Annotated in this window: 1 protein-coding gene; it reads left to right on the forward strand. The window is 56.0% G+C overall.

The genetic code is table 11. The features are described from left to right. Positions 1-822, forward strand: an 822-nt coding sequence (locus HOLDEFILI_RS18060; protein ID WP_006061399.1) for an ATP-binding protein, incomplete at its 5' end; no start/stop codon positions are given. Between the last annotated feature and the right edge of the window lie 73 nt (positions 823-895).

Raw genomic sequence — 895 nt, forward strand, 5'->3', positions numbered from 1 at the left:
ACGCAGACCACGCCGGAGCCGGAGGACTATACCGGAGAGGACGGGCTTTTATACTGCGGGAAGTGCCGCAAGCCCAAAGAAGCCTACTTCCCCAAAGAAACCGCCGCATGGCTGGGACATGACCGCCACCCGGCAGAGTGCGACTGCCAGCGGGCAGCGCGTGAAAAGCGGGAAGCCGCCGAGAAGCGGCGCACCCACCTTGAAGCGGTTGAGCGTTTGAAGCAGCGGGGCTTTACCAATCCGGCTATGCGGGAATGGACGTTTGACAACGACAACGGGAAATGCCCGCAGATGAAGCACGCCCGTTCTTATGTGGAATGTTGGGAGCAGATGAAAGCGGAAAATATCGGCTTGCTTTTGTGGGGCAAAGTCGGCACAGGCAAGAGTTATTTCGCCGGGTGTATCGCAAACGCCCTCATGGAGCGTGAAATTGCCGTGTGCATGACGAACTTTGCATTGATACTCAATGACCTTGCCGCCAGCTTCAAGGACAGGAATGAGTACATATCCCGTCTTTGCAGCTTTCCGCTTCTCATTCTTGACGATTTCGGCATGGAACGGGGGACGGAATACGGTTTAGAGCAGGTCTACAACGTGATTGACAGCCGATACCGCAGCAACAAGCCGCTAATCGTTACGACCAATCTCACGCTGGAGGACTTGCAGCACCCGGAGGACACCGCCCACGCCCGCATTTATGACCGTCTGCTTGAAATGTGTTCCCCCGTCCGGTTTACCGGGGAGAATTTCAGAAAAGCCACGGCACAGGAAAAAATGAAACGCTTGAAAACGCTGCTAAATGGAAAGGAGAGCCGCCTATGACCAACACCCCAAAGCATGACCGCACCGCCCGCCGCCCGGATTGCGTGACGGAAATCCGTGTAGGCAACTCTGT

This window comes from Holdemania filiformis DSM 12042 (assembly GCF_000157995.1).
Taxonomy (GTDB): Bacteria; Bacillota_I; Bacilli_A; order Erysipelotrichales; family Erysipelotrichaceae; genus Holdemania; species Holdemania filiformis.